Annotated in this window: 17 protein-coding genes and 2 pseudogenes; 11 read left to right on the top strand and 8 right to left on the bottom strand. The window is 68.3% G+C overall.

Annotation, left to right across the window (positions count from 1 at the left end):
• The first annotated feature begins 99 nt into the window (after positions 1-99).
• Both gltB and GRI72_RS11125 read left to right on the top strand, forming a co-directional pair.
• Positions 100-4,779 carry a glutamate synthase large subunit gene (gene gltB, locus GRI72_RS11130; RefSeq protein WP_160734007.1) on the top strand — a complete coding sequence of 1,560 codons (4,680 nt, stop codon included), beginning with the start codon at positions 100-102 and terminating at the stop codon, positions 4,777-4,779.
• A gap of 55 nt (positions 4,780-4,834) precedes the next feature.
• Positions 4,835-6,271 carry a glutamate synthase subunit beta gene (locus tag GRI72_RS11125; RefSeq protein ID WP_160734006.1) on the top strand — a complete coding sequence of 479 codons (1,437 nt, stop codon included), beginning with the start codon at positions 4,835-4,837 and terminating at the stop codon, positions 6,269-6,271.
• A gap of 154 nt (positions 6,272-6,425) precedes the next feature.
• Here the strand turns inward: GRI72_RS11125 and rpoZ are convergent, their stop codons facing one another.
• Entirely contained in the window at positions 6,426-6,770 is a 345-nt protein-coding gene (rpoZ, locus tag GRI72_RS11120) for a DNA-directed RNA polymerase subunit omega (protein ID WP_160734005.1), read from the bottom strand.
• A gap of 107 nt (positions 6,771-6,877) precedes the next feature.
• Here rpoZ and GRI72_RS11115 point away from each other — a divergent pair, with 107 nt between their 5' ends.
• On the top strand, positions 6,878-8,068 hold the full coding sequence (locus tag GRI72_RS11115) for a phospholipase D-like domain-containing protein (RefSeq protein WP_160734004.1): 1,191 nt from the start codon (positions 6,878-6,880) through the stop codon (positions 8,066-8,068).
• Positions 8,069-8,102: 34 nt separating this feature from the next.
• Here the strand turns inward: GRI72_RS11115 and GRI72_RS11110 are convergent, their stop codons facing one another.
• On the bottom strand, positions 8,103-9,617 hold the full coding sequence (locus GRI72_RS11110; protein WP_160734003.1) for a replicative DNA helicase: 1,515 nt from the start codon (positions 9,615-9,617) through the stop codon (positions 8,103-8,105).
• Between the two features lie 154 nt (positions 9,618-9,771).
• Here GRI72_RS11110 and GRI72_RS11105 point away from each other — a divergent pair, with 154 nt between their 5' ends.
• Genes GRI72_RS11105 through GRI72_RS11095 form a run of 3 tightly spaced genes read left to right on the top strand, consistent with a single transcriptional unit; the run spans position 9,772 to position 11,457 of the window.
• Positions 9,772-10,266 carry a UPF0262 family protein gene (locus tag GRI72_RS11105; protein WP_160734002.1) on the top strand — a complete coding sequence of 165 codons (495 nt, stop codon included), beginning with the start codon at positions 9,772-9,774 and terminating at the stop codon, positions 10,264-10,266.
• 10 nt (positions 10,267-10,276) lie between these two features.
• Positions 10,277-10,987: a glycoside hydrolase family 25 protein gene (locus tag GRI72_RS11100; RefSeq protein ID WP_160734001.1), complete on the top strand. Its 711-nt coding sequence runs from the start codon at positions 10,277-10,279 to the stop codon at positions 10,985-10,987.
• A 59-nt stretch (positions 10,988-11,046) separates the two neighbouring features.
• On the top strand, positions 11,047-11,457 hold the full coding sequence (locus GRI72_RS11095) for a cytidine deaminase (protein ID WP_160734000.1): 411 nt from the start codon (positions 11,047-11,049) through the stop codon (positions 11,455-11,457).
• Positions 11,458-11,496: 39 nt separating this feature from the next.
• Here GRI72_RS11095 and GRI72_RS11090 read toward each other — a convergent pair whose 3' ends face one another.
• Positions 11,497-12,639 carry a M14-type cytosolic carboxypeptidase gene (locus tag GRI72_RS11090; protein ID WP_160733999.1) on the bottom strand — a complete coding sequence of 381 codons (1,143 nt, stop codon included), beginning with the start codon at positions 12,637-12,639 and terminating at the stop codon, positions 11,497-11,499.
• A complete protein-coding gene (locus GRI72_RS11085; RefSeq protein WP_160733998.1) occupies positions 12,636-13,262 on the bottom strand; it encodes a DUF4136 domain-containing protein in 627 nt (208 codons plus the stop codon). Before GRI72_RS11085 ends, GRI72_RS11090 begins: the two co-directional genes overlap by 4 nt.
• A 110-nt stretch (positions 13,263-13,372) precedes the next feature.
• On the opposite strand from GRI72_RS11085, the gene galE reads away from it, so the two are divergent.
• The 3 genes from galE (at position 13,373) to GRI72_RS11070 (ending at position 15,397) form a co-directional block, all read left to right on the top strand.
• Complete coding sequence (gene galE, locus GRI72_RS11080) at positions 13,373-14,410, top strand: UDP-glucose 4-epimerase GalE (RefSeq protein WP_160733997.1); 1,038 nt, start codon at positions 13,373-13,375, stop codon at positions 14,408-14,410.
• Between the two features lie 111 nt (positions 14,411-14,521).
• Positions 14,522-14,647 (top strand): type B 50S ribosomal protein L36, encoded by a 126-nt coding sequence (ykgO, locus tag GRI72_RS11075; protein ID WP_007165381.1) that lies wholly within the window; start codon positions 14,522-14,524, stop codon positions 14,645-14,647.
• A gap of 126 nt (positions 14,648-14,773) precedes the next feature.
• Positions 14,774-15,397 (top strand): HAD family hydrolase, encoded by a 624-nt coding sequence (locus GRI72_RS11070; RefSeq protein ID WP_160734205.1) that lies wholly within the window; start codon positions 14,774-14,776, stop codon positions 15,395-15,397.
• Between the two features lie 87 nt (positions 15,398-15,484).
• On the opposite strand, the gene GRI72_RS11065 is transcribed toward GRI72_RS11070, so the two are convergent.
• Positions 15,485-15,823 (bottom strand): DUF8200 family protein, encoded by a 339-nt coding sequence (locus GRI72_RS11065; protein ID WP_160733996.1) that lies wholly within the window; start codon positions 15,821-15,823, stop codon positions 15,485-15,487.
• Positions 15,824-15,990: 167 nt separating this feature from the next.
• On the opposite strand from GRI72_RS11065, the gene GRI72_RS11060 reads away from it, so the two are divergent.
• On the top strand, positions 15,991-16,536 hold the full coding sequence (locus GRI72_RS11060) for a winged helix-turn-helix transcriptional regulator (protein ID WP_160733995.1): 546 nt from the start codon (positions 15,991-15,993) through the stop codon (positions 16,534-16,536).
• A gap of 54 nt (positions 16,537-16,590) precedes the next feature.
• Here GRI72_RS11060 and GRI72_RS11055 read toward each other — a convergent pair.
• Positions 16,591-17,478: pseudogene (locus GRI72_RS11055) on the bottom strand (YifB family Mg chelatase-like AAA ATPase); the annotation flags it as partial.
• Positions 17,479-17,706: 228 nt separating this feature from the next.
• Here GRI72_RS11055 and GRI72_RS11050 point away from each other — a divergent pair.
• Positions 17,707-17,829: pseudogene (locus GRI72_RS11050) on the top strand (chromosome segregation ATPase); the annotation flags it as partial.
• A gap of 64 nt (positions 17,830-17,893) precedes the next feature.
• Here the strand turns inward: GRI72_RS11050 and GRI72_RS11045 are convergent.
• Both GRI72_RS11045 and GRI72_RS11040 read right to left on the bottom strand, forming a co-directional pair.
• The gene (locus tag GRI72_RS11045) at positions 17,894-18,568 is read right to left on the bottom strand and encodes a class I SAM-dependent methyltransferase (RefSeq protein ID WP_063506147.1); all 675 of its coding nucleotides are present in this window, start codon (positions 18,566-18,568) and stop codon (positions 17,894-17,896) included.
• Between the two features lie 58 nt (positions 18,569-18,626).
• A partial coding sequence (locus GRI72_RS11040; RefSeq protein WP_237486609.1) for an integrase core domain-containing protein occupies positions 18,627-19,051 on the bottom strand: 425 nt, incomplete at its 5' end.

Raw genomic sequence — 19,051 nt, 5'->3', positions numbered from 1 at the left:
ACAATTTTCGTGCGCGTTCGCGTGGCGAAATACGCGCTTCATTGCCGAAGGGGCCAAAGGGGTACGCGCTTCGGCACCTGACAGAACGGGGTTTACTGGATGGGGTTTCCCACGCCGACAGGTCTGTATGATCCGCGCAACGAGCACGATTCGTGCGGCGTCGGGTTCGTCGCCCACATCAAGGGCGAGAAGAGTCATGCGATCGTGGGCCAGGCGCTGGAAATCCTGGCCAACCTCGATCATCGCGGCGCGGTGGGTGCCGATCCGCTGCTGGGCGACGGCGCCGGCATCCTGCTCCAGATCCCCGATCCGCTGATCCGCGAATGGGCCGAGCAGGCGGGCCATGACCTGCCGGCCGAAGGCGACTATGCCGTCGCGCAGTGCTTCCTGCCGCAGGACGACGAGGCCCGGGCCTTCGTGGCCGAGCAGCTGGAGAAGTTCGTCGCCAAGGAAGGCCAGCGCCTGGTCGGCTGGCGCGACGTGCCGGTCACGCTCGACGGGCTGGGCCGGGCGGTCGTCGATTCGATGCCGGTCATGCGCCAGTGCGTGGTTGCGCGCGGGCCCGACTGCGCCGACCGGGACGCGTTCGAGCGCAAGCTGATCGTGATCCGCAAGCAGACGCTCAACCCGCTCGCCAGGCTGGCCGAAAAGCACGCGATGCCGGCCCTGACGCAGACCTATATCCCGAGCTTTTCGAGCCGGACGATCGTCTACAAGGGCCTCCTCCTCGCCAACCAGGTGGGCAGCTTCTACGACGACTTGCGCGATCCGCGCTGCGTTTCCGCGCTGGGGCTGGTGCACCAGAGGTTCAGCACCAACACGTTCCCCAGCTGGCGCCTCGCGCACCCCTATCGCTTCATGGCCCACAACGGCGAGATCAACACCGTTCGCGGCAACGTGAACTGGATGGAGGCCCGTCGGCGCACGATGGAATCGGAGCTGCTGGGGGCCGATCTCGACAAGATGTGGCCGCTGATCCCGCATGGCCAGTCGGACACCGCGTGCCTCGACAACGCGCTCGAGCTGCTGCTGGCGGGCGGGTACAGCCTCGCCCACGCGATGATGATGCTGATGCCGGAGGCATGGGCCAAGAACCCGCTGATGGACCCGGCGCGGCGCGCGTTCTACGAATATCACGCCGCGCTGATGGAGCCGTGGGACGGCCCGGCGGCGGTGGCCTTCACCGACGGGCGGCAGATCGGCGCGACGCTGGACCGCAACGGCCTGAGGCCGGCGCGCTATTGCGTGACGAAGGACGATCTCGTCTGCCTCGCTTCGGAAAGCGGCGTCCTGCCGTTCGCGGAAGAGGACATCGTGCGCAAGTGGCGGCTGCAGCCGGGCAAGATGCTGCTGATCGACCTCGAGCAGGGCCGGATCGTCGAGGACGCCGAGCTGAAGGCCGAGCTGGCGGCCGCGCACCCTTACGAGACGTGGCTGGCGCGCACACAGTACAAGCTGGAGGATCTCGACACGATCGAGCCCGAGCTTGCCGCGATTCCCGACCACACGACGACCCTGCTCGAACGCCAGCAGGCCTTCGGCTACACCCAGGAAGACATCGCGCGCTTCCTCGAGCCGATGGCGCTCGCCGGCGACGACCCGATCGGGTCGATGGGCACCGACACGCCGCTCGCCGTGCTCAGCCAGCGGCCGCGGCTGCTCTACGATTACTTCAAGCAGAACTTCGCCCAGGTCACGAACCCGCCGATCGACCCGATCCGCGAGGAACTGGTGATGAGCCTGCTGTCGATGGTCGGGCCCCGGCCCAACCTGCTGGGCCGCGATGCCGGCACGCACAAGCGGCTCGAAGTCGGCCAGCCGATCCTCACCAACGACGACCTGGCGAAGATCCGCTCGGTCGAGGTCGCGCTCGACGGGGCCTTCCGCACCCACACGCTCGACATCACCTGGGACGCGGCGACCGGGGCCGAAGGGCTGGAGATGGCGCTGAAGGAACTGTGCTGGGCGGCGACCGAGGCGGTCCTGCTCGACCACAATATCCTGATCCTCTCCGACCGCGCGCAGGGGCCCGATCGCATCCCGATCCCCGCCCTGCTCGCTACCGCCGCCGTGCACCACCACCTCGTGCGCCAGGGCCTGCGGATGCAGACGGGCCTGGTGGTCGAAACCGGCGAGGCGCGCGAGGTTCACCATTACTGCGTGCTGGCGGGCTTCGGCGCGGAAGCGATCAACCCCTACGTCGCGTTTGAGACGATCGAGAACCTGCGCGCCGAACGTTTCCCCGAGGTCGCGGCCGAGGACGCGCGGCAGAACTACATCAAGGCGGTCGGCAAGGGGATGCTCAAGGTCATGTCCAAGATGGGCATTTCGACCTACCAGTCCTATTGCGGGGCGCAGATCTTCGACGCGGTCGGCCTGTCGAGCGCCTTCGTGGACAAGTACTTTACCGGCACGGCGACGACGATCGAGGGGGTCGGCCTGCTCGAAGTGGCGGAGGAGGCCGTGCGTCGCCATGCGCTCGCGCACGGGGCGGACCCGCTCTATGCCGGGATGCTCGATGCCGGCGGGATCTACCAGTATCGCCTGCGGGGCGAGGACCACGTCTGGACGCCGGGCAGCGTCGCCAGCCTGCAGCATGCGGTGCGCGGCAACTCGCGCGCGCGGTACGAGGATTTCGCGCGCGCGGTGAACGAACAGTCCGAGCGGCTGCTGACCATTCGCGGGCTGATGGAGCTGAAGCCCGCCGACACCCCCGTCCCGCTGGACGAAGTCGAGCCCGCGGCCGAGATCGTGAAGCGTTTCAGCACCGGCGCGATGAGCTTCGGCTCGATCAGCCGCGAGGCGCACACGACGCTGGCGATCGCGATGAACCGCATCGGCGGCCGTTCGAACACCGGCGAAGGCGGCGAGGAGCCCGATCGGTTCACCCCGATGGACAACGGCGATTCGATGCGCAGCCGGATCAAGCAGGTCGCCTCGGGCCGGTTCGGCGTGACGACCGAGTACCTGGTCAATTCCGACGACATCCAGATCAAGATGGCGCAGGGCGCCAAGCCGGGCGAGGGCGGGCAGCTGCCCGGCCACAAGGTGGACAAGACGATCGGCGCCGTGCGCCACTCCACCCCCGGGGTCGGCCTGATCAGCCCGCCGCCGCACCACGACATCTACTCGATCGAGGATCTCGCCCAGCTGATCCACGACCTGAAAAACGTGCAGCCGACGGCGCGCGTCTCGGTCAAGCTCGTCAGCGAGGTGGGCGTCGGGACCGTCGCCGCCGGCGTTTCGAAGAGCAAGGCGGACCATGTCACGATCTCCGGCTACGAAGGCGGCACCGGCGCAAGCCCGCTGACCAGCCTGACCCATGCGGGCAGCCCGTGGGAGATCGGCCTCGCCGAAACCCAGCAGACGCTGCTCCTGAACGACCTGCGCAGCCGTATCGCGGTGCAGGTGGACGGCGGCCTGCGGACCGGGCGCGACGTTGCCATCGGCGCCCTGCTGGGCGCGGACGAGTTCGGTTTCGCCACCGCCCCGCTGATCGCCGCCGGCTGCATCATGATGCGCAAGTGCCATCTCAACACCTGCCCGGTCGGCGTCGCGACGCAGGACCCGGTGCTGCGCAAGCGCTTCACCGGCACGCCCGAGCACGTGATCAACTATTTCTTCTTCGTGGCCGAGGAAGTGCGCCAGATCATGGCCGAGATGGGCTTCCGCACGCTGGAGGAAATGATCGGCCGGGTGGACCGGATCGATACCCGCCGGGTCGAGCGGCACTGGAAGGCGCACGGGGTGGACCTGAAGCGCATTCTCCACCCGGTGCCGGCGCCCGAAGGCCGCGCGCTGCACCATACCGAGACGCAGGATCACGGGCTCGGCGCGGCAATGGACAACGAGCTGATCGCCGCCTGCCGCGAGGCGATCGACAACGGCACCTCGATCCGGATCGATCGCGAGATCCGCAACGTGAACCGCACGGTCGGGGCGATGCTGTCGGGCGAGATCGCCCGCCGCCACGGCCATGCCGGGCTGGGGCCGGAGACGATCCGCATCAACCTCACCGGCGTGGCCGGTCAGAGCTTCGGCGCCTGGCTGGCGCACGGGGTCACGCTCGACCTGGTGGGCGACGCGAACGACTACGTCGGCAAGGGCCTTTCGGGCGGGCGCATCGTCGTTCGCCAGCCGGCCGGCGTCGCGCGCGACCCGGGGCAGAACATCATCGTCGGCAATACCGTGCTCTACGGCGCGATCTCGGGCGAAGCTTTCTTCGAAGGGGTGGCCGGCGAACGCTTCGCGGTTCGCAACTCGGGCGCTGTCGCGGTGGTCGAGGGGACGGGCGATCACGGCTGCGAATACATGACCGGCGGCGTCGTCTGCGTGCTCGGCCCGACCGGGCGGAACTTCGCTGCGGGGATGAGCGGCGGCGTCGCCTATGTCTATGACGAGAACGGCGATTTCGCGCGCCTGTGCAACCAGGCCCAGGTCGATCTCGTGCCGGTTTCGCCCGAGCCCGATGCCGAGGACGGGCTGGGCCGCCCGCAGGCGCACCCGCGCTCGGTCAACGACCTGGGCATGGGCGACATGCTGCGCCACGACGCGCAGCGCCTGCGCATCCTGGTCGAGCGGCACAAGCTCCACACCGGCTCGGCCAAGGCCGCGGCGCTGCTCGACGACTGGGACGCCGCGCTTGCCCGTTTCGTCAAGGTGATGCCGCGCGACTATGCCCGCGCGCTCGCCCAGCTCGAGGCCGAGCGGCTCGAAGCCGGTCGCGCCCCTTCAACCGACGCGGAGCGCAGCAATCCCGAGAGCGTGGCGGCCGAATGATCGCCCGCGCCGCGCGAAACGCCGCCTCCCACCGAACGAACTGGATGTAACCGCCATGGGTAAGGAAACAGGTTTCCTGGAATTCGAGCGCGAGGACCGTGCGTCGGCCGACCCGGCCGAGCGCCTCGCGCATTACAACGAGTTCGTCCACGCCCTGCCCGAAGGGAAGCTGCGCAACCAGGCGGCGCGCTGCATGAACTGCGGCATCCCCTACTGTCACACCGGCTGCCCGGTGAACAACCTGATCCCCGACTGGAACCACCTCGTCTACGAGGCGGACTGGAAGCGTGCGCTCGACATGCTCCATTCGACCAACAACTTCCCCGAGTTCACCGGGCGCGTCTGCCCGGCCCCGTGCGAGGCCGCCTGCACGCTGAACATCACCGACCAGCCGGTGACGATCAAGTCGATCGAATGCGCGATCGTCGACCGCGGGTGGAAGGAAGGCTGGATCAAGCCGCAAGTGCCCGCGCGGCCCACCGGCAAGTCGGTCGCGGTAATCGGCAGCGGCCCGGCCGGGCTGGCCTGCGCCCAGCAGCTGGCGCGCGCCGGCCACGCGGTGACCGTGTTCGAGAAGGCCGACCGGATCGGCGGCCTGCTGCGTTACGGCATTCCCGACTTCAAGATGGAAAAGCACCTGATCAACCGCCGCGCGGTGCAGATGGAGGCCGAGGGCGTCCAGTTCCGCACGAGCAGCGAGATCGGGGTCGAAGTGTCCTTTTCCGCCCTGCGCGAGAACTTCGATACGGTCGTCCTCGCCGGCGGCGCGGAAGAGGCGCGCAAGCTCGACATTCCCGGGGCGGAGCTGCCCGGCGTGCGGCTGGCGATGGAATTCCTGACCCAGCAGAACAAGCGCAACGCCGGCGACGACGAAGTGCGCGCCGCCCCGCGCGGCACGCTGACCGCGACCGGCAAGCACGTGATCGTGATCGGCGGCGGCGACACCGGCAGTGACTGCGTCGGCACCAGCAACCGCCAGGGCGCCAAGAGCGTCACCCAGCTGGAAATCATGCCCCGCCCGCCGGAAAAGGAAGACAAGGCGCTGACCTGGCCGGACTGGCCGCTCAAGCTGCGCACGTCGTCGAGCCACGAGGAAGGGGTGGAGCGCGACTGGTCGGTCCTCGCCCGCCGGGTCGTGGCCGAGGGGGGCGATGTCGTCGGCCTGGAATGCGTGCGGGTCGAATGGCGCGACGGCCGGATGCAGGAGATCGAAGGCAGCACGTTCACCCTGCCGGCCGATCTCATCCTGCTGGCCATGGGGTTCACCGGGCCGAAGCGGCGCGGCCTGCTCGACCGGGCCGGGGTCGCGCTGGACGATCGCGGCAATGTCGCGGCCGACACGCGCACTTATGCGACCAGCGAGCCGGGCGTGTTCTCGTGCGGCGACATGCGCCGCGGGCAGAGCCTGGTCGTCTGGGCGATCCGCGAGGGGCGCCAGTGCGCCCGCGCGGTGGACGAGGCCCTGATGGGCGCGAGCGACCTGCCCCGCTGACCCGGCGCCGGCGCAGCGCCCGGGGAAGGTGCCGCGCCGCCGGCTGGCGAATAGGTTCCGCCCATGCATAAACGGCGGCAGGGGTTAGCTGCCGCCGTCCGGTCTGTTTCGCGACTGCAGGAACGATCGCGGCCCGCGCGGCGCGGGCGGGCGATCAGCCTTCGTAGTCCGCCCCGATCGAGGTCGAGCGGGCGGGGGCCGACGCGGTGATCCGCAGCGCCTCGGCCGACTGGCTGAGCGAGCCGACCTCGTCCGCCTCGTCCTCGTCGTCCGGCAGGATCTTCTGCAGGTTCAGGACCAGCGATTCGTTGAGGTCTTTCGGCTTGATCGTCTGTTCGGCGATCTCGCGCAGGGCGACGACCGGGTTCTTGTCGCGGTCGCGGTCGACGGTCAGCTCCGCCCCGCCGGAGATTTCACGCGCGCGCTGCGCGGAAAGCAGGACGAGATCGAAACGGTTGGGAACCTTGTCGACGCAATCTTCGACGGTAACGCGCGCCATATGGCACTCCGGTAGCAAACGGGTTTACGGAAAGGGCGCCAGCTAGGCGTTCGGGGCGCGAGAGTCAAGGATTTGCGCCGCGGACCGGGCACGCCTACATGCCGGTCATGCCCGGTGCGGACCCCAGTTGCAGCGATGCAGATCGCCCCGGCTTCACCCCGCCGGACCCGTTCACCGCCCGGGCCGGCGGCCAGGCGCTGACGTTCTACCCGGCTGGCCCCGCCCGGCGCGAGGCCCTGCTGGCGATGATCCGGCAGGCGCAGGCCTCGGTCAAGCTGTCGTTCTACATCTACGAGGAAGACGCGATCGGCACCGCCTTGCGCGATGCCCTGGTCGATGCGGCGGGCCGGGGCGTGGCCGTGACGCTCCTGCTCGATTCGTTCGGGGCCGACGCGGGGGAGGGCTTCTTCGCGCCCTTGAGCGCGGCCGGCGGCCGTGTCCGCTGGTTCAGCCCGCGCTGGAGCCACCGCTACCTGATCCGCAACCACCAGAAGATCGTGATCGCCGACGACGCGCGCGCGATGTTCGGCGGGTTCAACATCGCCGATTCCTATTTCGCCGCGACCGGCGAGGACGGGTGGAACGATCTCGCGATCGGTATCGAGGGGGACGCGGTCGGCGGGCTTGTGGACTGGTTCGCGCGGCTGGCCGACTGGAGCGAGCTGGACGACGGCACGTTCCGCAGCATCCGCCGCGCGGTGAAGAGCTGGGACTGGTCGAACGGCGCGGCCCGCTGGCTGGTCGGCGGGCCGACGCGCGGCCTTTCGACCTGGGCGCGGCAGGTCGGCGAAGACCTGCTGCAGGCGCAGAAGCTCGACATGCTGATGGCCTATTTCTCCCCCCCGCCGCACCTGCTGCGACGTATCGGGCGGATCGCGGCGCGGGGCGAGACGCGGCTCGTCATGGCCGGGCGCAGCGACAACGGGGCGACCATCGGCGCCTCGCGCTCGCTCTACGACTACCTGCTGCGCAAGCGCGCGCGAATCTGGGAATTCGACGCCTGCCGCCTGCACACCAAGCTGATCGTCCTCGACGACGTGGTCTATGTCGGCAGCGCCAATTTCGACATGCGCAGCCTCTACCTGAACCTCGAGCTGATGCTGCAGATCCGCGATGCCGCCCTGGCGGAGCGGATGCGCGAGTTCGTGTCGCTGCATATCGCCGGCTCGCAGCCGATCACGCCTGCGCTGCACAAGTCGCGCGCGACCCTGTTCAACCGGGTCCGCTGGAACCTCGGCTGGCTGCTGGTCTCGGTGGTGGACTACACGGTGACCCGGCGGCTCAACCTCGGCCTCTAGGCGGGCGGCGCGACGGGCCTCGCGATCCGCGCGGTCAGTCGTATTCGCCGGTCCGCCGGTCCTCTTCCGCGAGGTCGGAGAAGCGCGTGATCCGCGGTTCGAAGCGCAGCCGGACCTTGCCGGTCGCGCCGTGCCGCTGCTTCGCCACGATCAGCTCGGCCAGGCCGAAGACCCGCTCCATCTCGCTGGCCCAGGCGGCATGGGCCTCGTGGACTTTGGCATCGTCGCTTTCGACCGGGCGCTTCGGCTCGCGCGCGGCGACGTAATAGTCCTCGCGGTAGATGAACCAGACCATGTCGGCGTCCTGCTCGATCGAGCCCGATTCGCGCAGGTCCGACAGCATCGGGCGCTTGTCGTCGCGCTGTTCGACCGCGCGGCTGAGCTGCGAGAGCGCGATCACCGGCACGTCGAGTTCCTTGGCCAGGGTCTTGAGCCCGCGGCTGATCTCGGAAATCTCGTTCACGCGGTTGTCGTTCGCCCGCCCGCTGCCCTGCAACAGCTGCAGGTAGTCGACGATCACCAGGCCGATATCGTGCTTGCGCTTCAGCCGCCGCGCGCGGGTCCGCAGCGCGGCGATGGTCAGCGCCGGCGTGTCGTCGATGAACAGCGGCAGCTCGGCCAGGCGCTGGCTGGCGAAGCTCAGCTTCTGGAAATCGTCGCGGCTGATCTTGCCCATGCGCAGCGCTTCGGAACTGATGCCGGCCTGTTCGGCGAGGATACGCGTGGCGAGCTGGTCCGCGCTCATCTCCAGCGAGAACAGCGCCACGCCCGCGCCGACCGACTTGCCTTCCTCGATCTGGTCGCGCCGGTCGCGCAGCAGGCGGTCGGCGCAGTTGAAGGCGATGTTCGTCGCCAGCGACGACTTGCCCATGCCCGGCCGCCCGGCGAGGATGATGAGGTCGGAATTGTGCAGGCCGCCGCACTTGTCGTTGATCGAGGTGAAGCCGGTCGTCTTGCCCGAGACGTGGCCGCCGGAATTGATCGCCAGCTCGATCATGCCCAGCGCCTTGTTGGTCGCCACGCCGAAGCTGGCGGCCTCGCTGGTCGAAGAGGCGCCTTCGGCGACCTTGAACAGGTCCGCCTCCGCCTGGGCGATCCGGTCCATCGGCGCGACGTCCTCGCTGGTATCGAGCGCGCCCTCGACCAGCGTGCGGCCCACGCTGACCAGTTCGCGCAGCAGCGCCAGGTCGTAGATCTGCTGCGCCAGCTCGCGCGGGGCGAGCAGGCCCTGCCCGTCGGCGGTGAGCTGGGCGAGATAGGTGATCCCGCCCAGTTCCTTCAGCGCCTCGTCCCCTTCGAAATAGGGTTTCAGCGTGACCGGCGTGACCACCGCGTTGCGATCGAGCAGCGTCAGTATCCGCTCGTAGACGCGCTGGTGGACGGGTTCGAAGAAATGCTCGGGGCGCACCGCGACCGGCAGTTCCTCGATCACCCGGTTGTCGATCAGGACGGCGCCGAGAAAGGCGGCCTCCGCCTCGATATTGGCGGGCAGCGCGCGGCCCGGTGCGGCATCGGTTTCGGGGCGGATGAGGAGGTCTTGGTCGGCCATCGCCGGCCTTGTGCGCAGGCCCGCGCATGGAAGGCAAGAGGGGGCGGGGCGCGGCACCTTGTGGATAGCGGGGACAGGCCGGCGGGAGAACCGGCCGGCGCGCGTTCAACAAGGCTTGCCCCGGCCCCTTCGCATCTGCGAAAGCGGCTGAACAATGTCCGCCCCGGCTGAATCATGGCGTATCGCCCACATCGCGCTCGACCAGGACACGATCCTGTGGCGCAACCCGGACGTGGAGCAGGAACGGCGGGTCGCGATCTACGACCTGATAGAGGACAACACGTTCAAGCCCCTGCGCGCGGTGGAGAAAGGCCATTCGGGGCCCTGGCGGCTCTCGCTGTCGGTCCAGGACGGCCGCCTCGCCATGGCGATCGCGACGATGGACGGGCAGGCGGTGGAAACGCTGGTCCTGGGGCTGGCTCGGTTCCGGCGCCCGATCCGCGAATACTTCGCGATCTGCGACAGCTATTACCAGGCGATCCGCAAGGCGACCCCGGCCGAGATCGAGACGATCGACATGGCGCGGCGCGGCATTCACAACAACGCGGCCGAGCTCCTGCTCGAACGGCTGGAAGGCAAGGTCGAAACCGATTTCGCCACTGCACGGCGCCTGTTCACGCTGATCTGCGTGCTTCACATCAAGGGCTGAGGGGCAGGGCATGGCGCGAGGCAGGGGCAGGCGGGGACGGGCCGGCTGGCGGGCGCGGGCAGCGGCCGCGGTCCTGCTCGCGGTGCTGGCCGGCGGGCTGTGGCTGTGGTGGGACATGCGCCACTGGCGGCCGGACGAGGCCGCCTATCCCGACCAGGGGGTGGAAGTCGCGGCCGCGGACGGGATCGTCAATTTCCGCACCCTGCGCGCGCTGGGGGCGAGCTTCGCCTATCTCGACGCCAGCGACGGGGCATCGGGACAGGACCCGGCGCTGGGCGGCAACCTGGCCGCCGCGCGCGCCGCGGGCCTGCAGGTGGGGGCGGTGCACCGGTTCGATCCCTGCACGATGGCCGACGGGCAATCGGCCAATTTCGTGACCATGGTGCCGCGCGACCCGACCCTGCTGCCGCCGGCGATCGAGCTGGCCCGCACCGCCGGCGACTGCCCCGAGCGGGTCGGCGATGCCGCGGTCGAGAGCGAGCTGATGACGCTGATCAACCAGATCGAGATGCATGCCGGCAAGCCCGTCATCCTGAAGATCGACCCGGGGTTCGAGGATCGCTATCGCCTGGCCGGGACGCTCGAACGCAACCTGTGGCTGACGCGCACGCGGTTCGAGCCGACATATGCCGGGCGCCCCTGGCTGCTGTGGACCGCCAACACGGCCCTGCAGACCGAGGCGGCCGAGCAGCCGCTGCGCTGGATCGTCGCGCGCCCGTGAACCGCCTTGTCCGCGTCAAACGGCTCGCAAGCCCGCGCCGGAGGGTGTAGCGCACCCGGATGATTACCGATGACGACGCGCTGATCGCGGCCGCGCGCGAGGCCGCGACCCGATCCTATTCCCCCTATTCCCGCTTCCCGGTCGGGGCCGCGCTGCGTTTCGCCGATGGCCGCGTGGTGACGGGCACCAATGTCGAGAACGCCAGCTACGGCCTTGCGCTCTGCGCCGAAACGGTGGCCGCGGCCCGGGCCATGGCCGATGGGCTGCGCGGCGGGCTGGAAGCGGTCGCCGTGACCGGCCCCGGCGCGCAGCCGATCACGCCCTGCGGGCGCTGTCGCCAGGTCCTGAACGAGCTGGCGGCGCTGGGCGGAACCGATCCGCTGATCCTGTGCGTGGGCGAGAGCGAGGTGCGGCGCATGCGGCTGAGCGCGCTCCTGCCCGAAGCTTTCGGCCCCGCCAGCCTGGACTAGCAGGCGGCGGCGGGGCGCCGCCTGCGAAAGGCCGCCCGGTCAGCCCGCGCCGTCGAGCCACTCCAGCAGGGCGCCGAGGCAGTCGCGGCCGAGCTGGCGGCAGCGTTCGGGCGACCAGTTCTGCTCCGGGTCGGGCAGGTCGTCGTTGTCCTTGTACGGCATTTCCAGCGTCATCGCCGTCGCGCCGAAGCGGTGGGCGACCTGGGTCGTGCTCATCGACAGATTGGCCTGCCCCGGCTGCGCGGGGACATAGCCTTTCTCGGTCTGGAAATCGGGTGTGCGCCGGTCGAGGATCGCGCGATAGCGGGTGAAGCCGGCGTAGTGATCGTCGGTCAGCCCCGGAAGCCCCTCGTACCCGGCAAGAAAGACGGCCGGGATCGCCTCGTCGCCGTGCACGTCCATCGCGAAATCGACGCCGGTTTCGTCCATCGCGTTGCGCAGCGCCAGGACCTCGGGCGAATTCTCCGCCGTCGGGTTGTCCCACTCGCGGTTCAGGTTCACGCCCCTGGCGTTGGTCCGCAAGTGTCCGCGGCGCGAGCCGTCGGGGTTGCAGTTGGGCACGATGTGGAACCGGCACCGGGCGCGCAGCGCGCGGGCGATGGGGTCGGCCGGGTCGGTCAGCCGTTCCAGCGCCCCTTCCATCCACCATTCGGCCTGCGTCTCGCCCGGGTGCTGGCGGGCATAGAGCCAGACCTGCTTGTCCCCTTCGCCCATTTCGAGGCAATCGATCGGCTGCCCGTCGAGCGTCGTGCCCAGGCAGCGACAGGAAACCCCTTCGCTCGCCGCGCATTCGGCGACGAGATCGTGATGGCGTTCCATCGAGTAGGGCGCGAAATAGGCAAACCAGGCCAGGTCGCTGGCGGGGGTGTAGCGCACGGTCAGCGTGCCGCCGTCGGCGTCCTTGTCATAGCTCGACGCGGCGGTCGCCCAGTATTCGCGATCCTCGCTGACGCGGCAGTTGTATCCCGGCCAGCCGAGCGGATAGGCGGAGGTTTCCAGGTCGGTGATACGCAGCACCAGCTCGCGCCCGGCGGCCCCGCTGACCCGGAAATGGAACCACTGCTTGAATTCCGACATGTGGTCCGCCCGGATGGCGAGCGTGGCGCCCGCGCCATCGACCGACAGCACTTCTATGTTGCCGCCGTCGAAATTGCTGTCGATCTGGATATTCTGCCCCGTCACTCGCGAACCCTTACTTCTATCGTTTCACCGTTGTTGCCGGGGAAATCCCGGAACAGCGCCTCCGCCACTGCCGCGGCGCTGGCGGTCGTATCGGCATATCGTGAATTGTCGCTTACCGAAAATTGCGCGCGACCCTCCCAATATGTCGCGCCGGACCGTTTGTCACGGATCATCACGCCGATCCGGGTGCCGATCATCTCGCGCGGGCCGCCGCCCAGGTTGATGCCGATTCCCACGCCCGCGCTCGAACCGTAGCTGCCGGTCGATCCGCCGACGCCCACGCTCACCGGCCCGCGCCGCCGCCCCTCGGGCCCGGTGGCGAAGCGTTCGACCCGCACTTGCGCGACCTGGTCGGCGCTGGCGCGCGGCGCCTCGCGATAGCCGAGCCGGACCAGCTCGCGCGCGACCGCCTGCTTGTAAGGGGCGAGGGCAAGCGAATCGGGCTGGCTGCCGGGCGCGGTCTCGACGAAGACGGTCCCGCGGGCGAGGCGGTCGCTCGCCGCGGGGGCCACGAACCGGGTCACTTCGACCGGCCCGGTCACGGCCGGGTTCGCGCATCCGGCAAGGGCGGCGAGCATCGCGGTCGCCGCGACGAGCGAAAGCTTCCTGGGCTGGGCATGCATGGCACGTTTCCTCCTGGCTGTGCCCCGCCAACGCGCGAGGGGGGCGGTCCGTGCCCGGCGGGGCGCGCCGGCAAACGGTTCCTTTACCATCGCGGGCCTAGCACGTTTTCATGGACAGCAAGCCCCCCGTACTGGTGACCGGCGGTGCCGGGTACATCGGCAGCCATGCCGTGCTCGCCCTGCTCGATGCCGGGTGGCCGGTGGCGGTGGTGGACGACCTTTCGACCGGCTTCCGCTTCGCCGTGCCGCCCACCGTGCCCTTCTACCGCGGCGACGTGGGGGACGAGGCGCTGCTGGCGCGGATCTTCGCCGAGCAGGGGACCGGGGCGATCATGCATTTCGCCGGGTCGGTCGTCGTGCCCGATTCGGTCGCCGACCCGCTTGGATATTACGACAACAACACGGTGAAGAGCCGCGCGCTGATCGCCGCGGCCGTTCGCGCCGGGGTGCCGCACGTCATCTTCTCCAGCACCGCGGCCACTTACGGCACGCCGGGCGGCGGCCCGATCACGGAGGATACGCCGCAACAGCCGATCAACCCCTACGGCTGGTCGAAGCTGATGACCGAACGGATGCTGGCCGACGCGGCGGCCGCTCACCCGATCACATATGGCGTGCTGCGCTATTTCAACGTCGCGGGGGCCGATCCGCAGGCGCGCACCGGCCAGTCGACCGCCGGGGCGACCCACCTGGTCAAGGTCGCCTGCGAGGCGGCGACAGGCCAGCGCAGCCATGTCGATGTCTATGGCACCGATTACGACACGCCGGACGGCACCGGGGTGCGCGATTTCATCCACGTCAGCGACCTGGTCGCGGCCCACGTCCTCGCGCTGGAGGCGCTGATCGAACGGCCCGGCCGCTCGCTCACGCTCAATTGCGGTTACGGGCGCGGCTTCTCGGTTCTCGAGGTGCTCGACGCGGTCGACCGGGCGACGGGCGGCCGGATAGAGCGGCGCCTCTGCCCGCGCCGCGCGGGCGACCCGGCCTCGGTCGTCTCGGACCCGGCGCGGATTCGCGCCACCCTGCCGTGGCGGCCGCAATATGCCGACCTCGAACAGATCGTGTTCCATGCCCTGCAATGGGAAAGGGTGCGGGCCGAGCTGCAGCAGGCCGGCGAAGAGCGCCGGCGGGTCGGGTCGGCGGCCTGAGCCGCCAGCCTGAACGCTTGACTTTGCCCCCGCCCGCCCCTAGGCGCGCGGCTTGATTTTTCCGGCATCGGGGGCCATCTCCGGTGCCGATTTCGTTCCCGGGAAAGACCAATGAAGATCCGCAACAGCCTCAAGTCGCTCAAGAACCGTCATCGCGATTGCCGGGTTATCCGTCGTCGCGGGCGCACTTACGTCATCAACAAGACCAACCGCCGTTTCAAGGCCCGCCAGGGCTGATGCCGGTCGCGCCGCGGCCCGTTGACGGGCGCGACGCAGATCGAACGACGGGAAGCCTCCGCGAAAGCGGGGGCTTTTTGCATGTCTGGCGCCGGCATGTCTGATACAGGCGTGTCTGGCGCAGGCATGGCCGGCGGGGGAACTTCCCGAATCGACGCGGTCGTGTTCGATGTGGGCCGCGTGATCGTGCAGTGGGAACTGCGCGCCCTGTTCGCCAAGCTGATCGACGATCCGGCGGAACTGGACCGGTTCCTGGCCGAAGTCGTGACCGAGCAATGGCATTTCCAGTGCGACGCCGGGCGCCCCCTGGCCGAGATGGTGCGCGAGCGGCAGGCGCAGTTTCCGCAGCACGCGGCGCTGATCGATGCCTATGCCCGGCGGTTCCTCGAAACGATCCCGGGGCCGGTGCCCGGCACGGCCGCGCTTATAGAGCGGCTCGCGGCGCGCGGCGTGCCGCTGTTCGCGATTACCAATTTCGGGGCCGAGTTCTGGGACATGTTCCGCCCGACACAGCCGCTGTTCGACCTGTTCGGGGCGATCGTCGTGTCGGGGCGCGAGAAAGTGATGAAGCCCGACCCGGCGATCTTCGCGCTGGCGGCCGAGCGGTTCGGCCACGCCCCGCGCGCGATGCTGTTCATCGACGACAACCAGGCCAACGTGGAGGCGGCGGCCGCCCTCGGCTGGCAGGTCCACCATTTCCGCGATGCCGAAACGCTCGAGCGCGACCTGGCCGGGCGCGGGCTGATCTGAACCGGCAATGGAAAAAGGGCCCCCGGCATCGCGCCGGAGGCCCTGGAGTGCCACCCTGTTCGGAGAGGACGGGTGGGGTTCAGGAAATCACTTGCGGTTGCAGCGGGCGAGGTCCTTTTCCGCCAGGGCCTTGCCCTTGGCGGTGAAGGCGGTCACTTCGCCCAGTTCGCGGGCAACGCGCTGGCACACGACGACCGGGCGCGAATTGCTCTTCGCCGCGACGCAGGCCGTGCCCTGGCACTGCCAGGCGACGCCGCCGATGATGCTGGTCCGCTCGGTCGCCGGGGTGGCGAGCTCGGCGGTATAGAAAGCCGCGCCGTTGGCGTGCGCGGGGGCCGGGGCGACCAGCGCGCCGAGCGACAGGGCGCTGATGGCGACCGCCAGCGTCGCCGCGCCGGCGGAGCGGAAGGGGGAGGAGAAGGTCATCGCACTGATCCTTTTTCGCAGAGGGCTTACATTCCGAACGAGTTTCGAATAACAACCCGTCGCGAATCGCTGCCTACCGCACTGCACAATAGGTTGCAAGCAGAAACTCAATTTCAATTTTGTGACGACGCGGCTTCGGGTTACACAAGCCGCGGGAGAATGATCCGATGGGTGACGTGAGAGAACCGCTGCGCGAACTGACCAATTGCGGTCTTCCCGAAGCGCTCGAGGTCATGGGAGAGCGCTGGAGCTTCATGATCCTGCGCGCCAGCTTCAACGGGCTGCACCATTTCGAAGAGTTCCTGAGCGAGTTGGGCATTGCCCGCAACATCCTTTCCAACCGCCTGGCCAAGCTGGTCGAACACGGCATCCTCGATCGCCAGCCATGCCCCGACGACCGGCGGCGGATCGAATACCGGCTGACCGCCAAGGGTTCCGACCTGCTGCCGGCGATGGTGGCGCTGCGCCAGTGGGGGCAGAAATACGGCACCGAGGTGGTGGAGGACCCGGTCCTCGTCGACGACCGCGACCGCCTGCCGATCGGCCCGACCGCGATCCTCGCCCACGACGGGCGGATCCTGGCACACAAGGATCTGCGCCTGGTCAAGCCGGACCGGGTGGGCCTGCGCGAAGACGGGTCGCGCGCCGAACCGGGGGAACCCCTGGCGAGCGGCGACATGGCCTATTACGGCCGGGCCCAGGCCGCCGAGTAAGCCCCGAGGCCTTTGCCAGGTTGCGCGATGTCCGCCGGCTGAGGGCCGGCCCGGCTAGGCGCGCGGCGGCTGGCGGCGATAGGACAGCGCCTCCGCCACGTGGATCCGCCCCGTCCGGGGCGCGCCGGCGAGGTCCGCGATCGTGCGCGCGACGCGCAACATGCGGGTATAGCCGCGGGCCGAAAGCCGCATTGCCTCCGCCGCCTGCAGGAGGAGCGCGCGACCCGCCTCGTCCGGCGCGGCGAAGCGTTCGAGCGCGTCGCCGTCCAGCTCCGCATTGGTGCGTACGCCGGTTTCGGCCTGCCGGCCCGCCTGGATCGCGCGGGCCCGGGCCACGCGCGCGGCGACTTCGGCCGATCCTTCCGCCGGCGGCGGCAGGGCGAGGTCGGCCGCGCTGACCGGATCGACTTCGACGTGCAGGTCGATCCGATCGAGCATCGGGCCTGAGACCTTGCCCTGGTAATCGGCCGCGCAGCGCGGCGCGCGGCTGCAGGCCAGCGCCGCGTCGCCGAGATGCCCGCAGCGGCACGGGTTCATCGCCGCGACCAGCTGGACGCGCGCCGGATAGCTGACGTGGGCGTTGGCGCGCGCGACATCGACCCGCCCCGTTTCCAGCGGCTGCCGCAGCGAATCGAGCACCGCGCGCTGGAACTCGGGCAATTCGTCGAGGAACAGCACGCCGAGGTGTGCCAGGCTCACTTCGCCCGGGCGCACTTTCAGCCCGCCGCCGGTCAGCGCGGCCATGCTGGCCGAATGGTGCGGCGCACGAAAGGGGCGCGCGCGACTGATCCGGCCGCCTTCCAGCATCCCGGCGACCGACTGGACCATCGACACCTCCAGAGCCTCGGCACTGCTCAGTTCGGGCAGGATCCCGGGCAGGCACGAGGCGAGCAGGCTCTTGCCCGCGCCGGGCGGGCCGATCATCAGCAGGTTAGATACACCTACACTCGCCCACAAAAGAGCTGTGGAAGACTGCCGGAATGGCTGGAAATGGGCCGCTTGCTGCCTGTCCGCTTTAGCGCAAACTTGCGGACATAGCGGACATAGCAATAGGCGATCCGGGTCTACCTCGTTATCGCGCACAGCATGCTCAAGGATATGAACTTCAAAGGGAACTGGCGCGACTATCAGGCGCGGGTCCTTGAAGAGATGGACGAGCATTTTGCTACGCGCTATGTCATCGCCTTTCCCGGCAATGGCGTACTTGAGCGACTCGTGATTGAGGCAAAATCACGCCGGGTCAGCGTAGTTGACCGTCGTGGACCTCTTGGGACAAATCCTCGCGAGAGGTGAAACTCTCTGTCAGCAAATCCATGTACCGGCCACTCCAAACCAAGCGAGTAAATGAGCAATCTTCTCATTCATCTGCAGAAGTCTTGGTCGCTCCGTAGATCGATATCAAGCCAGTGATGGTTTGATATCTCTTGCATTCTGTGATGCTGAGAAATCCAGCTTGTTCCATAAGCGGTACAAGCGCGCCGTCCGCGTTTGGCTGCGTGTCCGAAACACCGTCGAGCTGCTGTATCGTTGCTCTGAACAGGACACGCATGAGGCGTGATTGCTGCTCGCCGTAGTCTGCTATGAACAGGCGTCCACCTGGCTTAAGTGCTTCGTAAATCTCGCAAAGCAAGCGGAGCTTCTCATCATAAGGAACTTGATGGAGAACGAGGCAGAGTGTGGCGATGTTCGGCGCTGGCCATTTGGCAACAGTGGCCACCGAGAATAATCCATGTTTGAATTCAGCATCTATTCCAGCTCGCCCCGCTTTCTTTCGTGCGATCTGGATCGCATCTTCGTCTGGATCGATCCCGAAGTACGTCGTGGCTGGGTTTTTCGTGGCCAGTAGTGGCGCCAGGCTGCCGGTACCCGCCCCAATGTCGAGCAGGACCTCGTTACACTTGGGCTCAATCAGGTCCACAAGGTCTCTACGCCACCTTTTTTCGCGGGTCGAAAGTCGGACCCCGATATCGTAGAGTGGCGTGAGAATAGGATAACCGGCTGGCGGCGTATAGACTGCATGTTGATCGGTCATGCCTGTCTCTCGCTTTGTGGGCCGAGTGACGTGACCCCCAGCTTTCCCCCAGCTGGGATTAGAGCCGGGCGGTTGTTTCGCGCATGAGCGCGGTTGAAGCAATGGGCTGCGTAGCGGAGCCCGTAGGGCGTAGTGAAGCAGGCCATTGCTTATCCAGTTCGGCGGCGAACGCCGCCGGTGTTGCGTAGCCAAGCGATGAGTGCGGTCGCTCCCGGTTGTAATCGTCCACCCAGGCGGCGATCTCGACACGGGCATGGGCCATGCTCAAGAACAGCGTCTCGTTGAGCAGTTCGTCCCGCATGCGACCGTTGAAGCTCTCGACATAGCCATTCTGCATCGGCCTTCCGGGCGCGATATAATGCCACTCGACGCCGATCTCGCCGCACCATGCCAGCACGGCGTTGCTGGTGAGCTCGGTTCCGTAGCACATTGGGAAGCTGGCTCTCGAAGGCAGCGCTCGCCTTGATGGAGACAAGGGCGCGT

Source organism: Pelagerythrobacter marinus (genome assembly GCF_009827515.1).
Taxonomy (GTDB): Bacteria; Pseudomonadota; Alphaproteobacteria; order Sphingomonadales; family Sphingomonadaceae; genus Pelagerythrobacter; species Pelagerythrobacter marinus.
This window is presented reverse-complemented; position numbering and strand designations above follow the sequence as displayed.